The sequence below is a fragment of the Nocardiopsis nanhaiensis genome (assembly GCF_054778635.1).
In genome coordinates, this window is record NZ_BAAGZJ010000163.1 from 1 (window position 1) to 3,992 (window position 3,992).

The following is a 3,992-nucleotide window of genomic DNA, read 5'->3' on the forward strand; positions in this document are numbered from 1 at the left end:
CGGCCCCCCCCGCCCCCTTCTTTCTCTCCCCTCCCTCCCCTTCCCCCTTTCTCTTCCCCCCTCAAAACCAAAAAATCACCTTATAAATAAAACTCAAGCCATTGTCTTGGGTTGTGGTGATCACCCACAACGGCGTTTCGCATGCACATCATGATCACCCAGTCCGGCGCCGCCCATGCTCCGGCGCCGGCCCCACGCGCGCGTGGGTGCGCGTGCGCGATTCTTTTTCTGGCGAACGCGCGCCGAAAAAGTTCTCGAGAAACCGGCGACACGAGTTGACAACCCCGCACCGGCCAAGTTGCTATGGGGTTGTTCCCGAAACGGAAACACGGATTCGGGGCGGCGCGAAAAATTTCCCGAGACGCGGCTTGACAAATCCGTGTCACCCAAGATCACCTTGGGTTCCGCCTCGAAAACGATGCCGTTTCAGGGCGGGCGGAAAAAGGTTTCGCGCCACGGTTGACAAACACTAGTCAACCAAGTGAACCTCGGACCGCAAACGAGAAAACCTCGCCATTCTAGGGGGTTGAAAAATGCGCACACTGCGCGCTGTCCAAATAATCGGCAGGCGAGTTTTCGCCCGACCGGTTCCGCCCACGGCGGCCCTGCTCGCCAACCGGGCACGCGCCGACCGGAAACGGAAGGTGGCCGCTGACTACGAGGCGGCGATCGCCCAAGAGTTGGCCGCACGCGGAAAGGCAGCACACCTGTACCGCACGCAGGGGTCGAGCTCGGCCGCTCACACCGCGGCGCAGGAGCACACCCGGGCCACCCGGTACCGCGCACAGCTCGGGGACACCCTGTTCCGGCTGCACGCACACCGGACGGTTCCGGCCAACTGACCACCGCATCCGCTTGCAACGAATGGAGGACTCGATGAGTGAGACGGCCAGGCCGCACCTGTGCGGAGCGACCCTGTTGTGCCCCGAATGCCTGGAGCAGGTACGCAACCTGCCCCCTACCGACAGCGCAAGGAGGTACGACACCCCGGACTTCAGCCACCTGGACGGCAGCACCCTGTGCCCCGTGTCCGGCAACGACCCCGGCAGCCACCGGGGCGGGCGCAGGCCCGCCGACCCGGTCGCCTTCCTACCGAGCACGGTCCTAACCCGACCCTGAGCGGGTCGGCCCCGAGGCGGCAACCTCCGGGCCGACCCCACCAAATCACCCGCGCCCACCGACATCAGGTGTGGATGCCAAAGACGGCTGGGCGCGGGCCCAACACAACACCCCAGAAGGAGTGTGCTGTGAGCACGAGTATGCCTCACCACCGACCGATCGAGGTCACCACTGAGCAGGTTTCCTTCCTGCGCCAGGCGGAAGCGGGCAGCCTGCTGGTCTGGATCGAGGCCAGCGGCCAGGTCCAGGTTTACCCGCCGACCGGACGCCTGGGCGAGCACCGGATGATCATCGCCGCCCAGGATGCCCTAAACGGCCTGACCGAAGCCTGCATGGAAGACGGCAGGCTCCCCCGTGACAGGGAGCTGGCCGACGACCTGACCGATATCGCCAACGACTGGCTGTGCGAATGGCCCTTCGTGCGGGCTTTGACACCGATGCTCACACCCATCCGCCGGCGGCTCGACAAGCAGGGCGTGTACCCGGCCTTCAGCGTCCACGCTTCTCCCCACGGCCCAGGTCTGCCGGCCATCACCGATACCTATGCCCGTCCCGACGGTCAGGCATCCGTCAAGGTCACGGTCCCGCTCGGTTATGCCGAACCGGTCCGCTTCCAGGCATACGGGGTGAACGGGCCGCTGAGCGAACACACCATGCAGTTCGACTACCTGCACACGCGCCCCGAGAAGATCGAGGCCACGATCGCGACTGCGGTCATTACCCACCTGGCCCTGTACCAGGGCTAAGCAGGCCGCGCTTTCCAGGGCCGCCCCGCACCGGGCGGGGCGGCCCCACCACCCACACCCTTCGCGCCGAGCGCTGTGTTCGGCATGCCATGAAAGGAACCGGTTGTGACGAACACGACCTGGTGGCCCCAGCACACCATCACCGTGCCCATGCTCCTGGAACTGGACCGGGGCGGCCCCGGAACCCTGATCACTGCCCACGGGGCGATGGCCCCCTACAGGGTGAGGCGAGCCCACGAGGTGGACATGCATTTCCGTGGCCTGGTGATCGCCTACGGGCACGGGGACCTGCGTCAGGACCTGCACGAGCACGCTGGCGACTGGGAACGCATCGCCCGAACCGCCACCCGGGCTGCAGCCCGTGACCACCACCGCTTGTTCTTCCAGGCACCGAGCCAACTGGCCCGGGCCCTGCGCGAGGACATGGACCGGTACGGCCTGTACCTGGACTACCGACCCGAGGTGAGCCTCACCGAGGACGGCGCCCGCCACCTGGACGACCACTTCACCTGGGCCGAAGACACCCGAATCACCTTCACCATGACCTACATCCAGCGCCACCGGGACAGCCTCATGATCCGCCTGGCGATGTACGACCGCGGCCACTACGTGACCTGTTGGCCCGAGCGGGCCACCACCTCCAGCGGCACCCCGGCCTGTGTGCGCGAAGCACCCGCACGTATCCGCCACCACCTGGACCTGCGCGACTAGCGCACACCAGAACGGGCCGCCCCGCACCGGGCGGGGCGGCCCCCGACCACCCACACCACCGCACGCCAAACGCTGTGTTCGGCGCGCCTGCAGGAAGGAACCCACTGTGACCACACACGCACCCAGCCCGCGCGAGTCGATAGCCGACTACTTCGACCACGCCGAGGTCACCCCCCGCATGGTGCGCACCCTGGCCCGCATCGGGCCGGGCGGGATGATCATCGCTGACTTCCGCCGGCGCGAGTTCCGCGCCACCCATACCCGCACCCTCGACCCCGGTGACGAGCTGGCCATGCCTGTGTTCGGGCACGGGGACCTGGTCACAGACCCGGACCTTCCCAAAGACCAGTACGGCTCCTGGGAGGCGTTCGCTGCGGCAGTCGACTGCACCGCCTACGACTGCATGACCGAGCGCATCGCCGACCGTGAAGTCACCCCCTACGCGGTTATCCGGATGCGCCAGCGCCTCCAAGAGCTGGGTTTCGACATGAACACCGCCCCCCTCTACCACCGCCGCTACCTCACCCCGGGCGGCCTCTCGGTACTGGAAGTGAGGGAGACCTACATCGACCGCGCCCACCCGCACCTGACCGTGACCCTCAAGCACCCGCTGACCCAGATCACCAGGTTCTCGCTGATCACGATCGGCGACCGGGGCCGCCACGTGACCGGCTGGCCGAAGAAGGTGCCCCAGCAGTTCGTCGCCAACATGCAGGCCTACGAGATCCGCACGCGAGTCAACGCCTACCTGGCCCGCACCCGCTAACCACCGCTCCACCGGGGCCGCCCGCAGACAGGGCGGGGCGGCCCCGACCACCCACACCACTGCACGCCTCGTTTGGCGTGCCAGGAAAGGACCACCTGACATGAGTGCGAACACCATGCCCGCGCGCGAGCTCATCGTGGCCGCGCTGGCCCAGGCCACCACACCGCTCACCGTGACCGAGCTGGCCGAGGAGGCGGGGGTGGCCAAGTCCACTGTCGGCAAGTACCTGCCCGCCCTGGAACAGGACGGGGCGGCGGTGCGCACCCGCGGCGGGCGCCAGGGGCGGTGCCGTCTGCCCGACCACTGGCAGGCGGCACCGACCGCCACCACCGAACAAGGCACCGCCGACGAGGTGCCGAGTCCGCAGGCCGACAGCGAGCCCGACCGCGCCGAGTCCGAGCCCTCGGGCGCAACGCACCCTGGGCACGGTCTGGCAGGGCCCGCCCCCGTGCAGGCCGGGGCCGACGGCACCGGGCACGTGTCGGACGCCGACGGCGCCGCCCCAGGCACCGCCTACCCGTGCGGGGACGGTCCCGGGATGAACGGCACCGGCACCGGGCCGGCCGGGGATCCCCCAGTGCCGGCCACGGCCGCGCCGCCCGCCGGCACCCGCCGCCCGGCCTCCGGCTCTGACGAGCCTGGCGCGGACG

6 protein-coding genes are annotated in these 3,992 nt (G+C 68.5%); all 6 read left to right on the forward strand.

The genetic code is table 11. From position 1 onward, the window contains the following. Positions 1–644 precede the first annotated feature (644 nt). Positions 645–842 carry a hypothetical protein gene (locus tag ACYVD1_RS34445; RefSeq protein WP_460778670.1) on the forward strand — a complete coding sequence of 66 codons (198 nt, stop codon included), beginning with the start codon at positions 645–647 and terminating at the stop codon, positions 840–842. 34 nt (positions 843–876) lie between these two features. Further along, positions 877–1,119 (forward strand): hypothetical protein, encoded by a 243-nt coding sequence (locus ACYVD1_RS34450; protein ID WP_460778671.1) that lies wholly within the window; start codon positions 877–879, stop codon positions 1,117–1,119. A gap of 128 nt (positions 1,120–1,247) precedes the next feature. Beyond that, positions 1,248–1,865, forward strand: coding sequence for a hypothetical protein (locus ACYVD1_RS34455; protein ID WP_460778672.1), 618 nt, complete (start codon positions 1,248–1,250; stop codon positions 1,863–1,865). A gap of 105 nt (positions 1,866–1,970) precedes the next feature. Then, positions 1,971–2,576, forward strand: coding sequence for a hypothetical protein (locus ACYVD1_RS34460; RefSeq protein WP_460778673.1), 606 nt, complete (start codon positions 1,971–1,973; stop codon positions 2,574–2,576). A 106-nt stretch (positions 2,577–2,682) separates the two neighbouring features. Continuing rightward, positions 2,683–3,342: a hypothetical protein gene (locus ACYVD1_RS34465; protein WP_460778674.1), complete on the forward strand. Its 660-nt coding sequence runs from the start codon at positions 2,683–2,685 to the stop codon at positions 3,340–3,342. Between the two features lie 100 nt (positions 3,343–3,442). Next, positions 3,443–3,992, forward strand: a 550-nt coding sequence (locus ACYVD1_RS34470; protein WP_460778675.1) for an ArsR/SmtB family transcription factor, incomplete at its 3' end; no start/stop codon positions are given.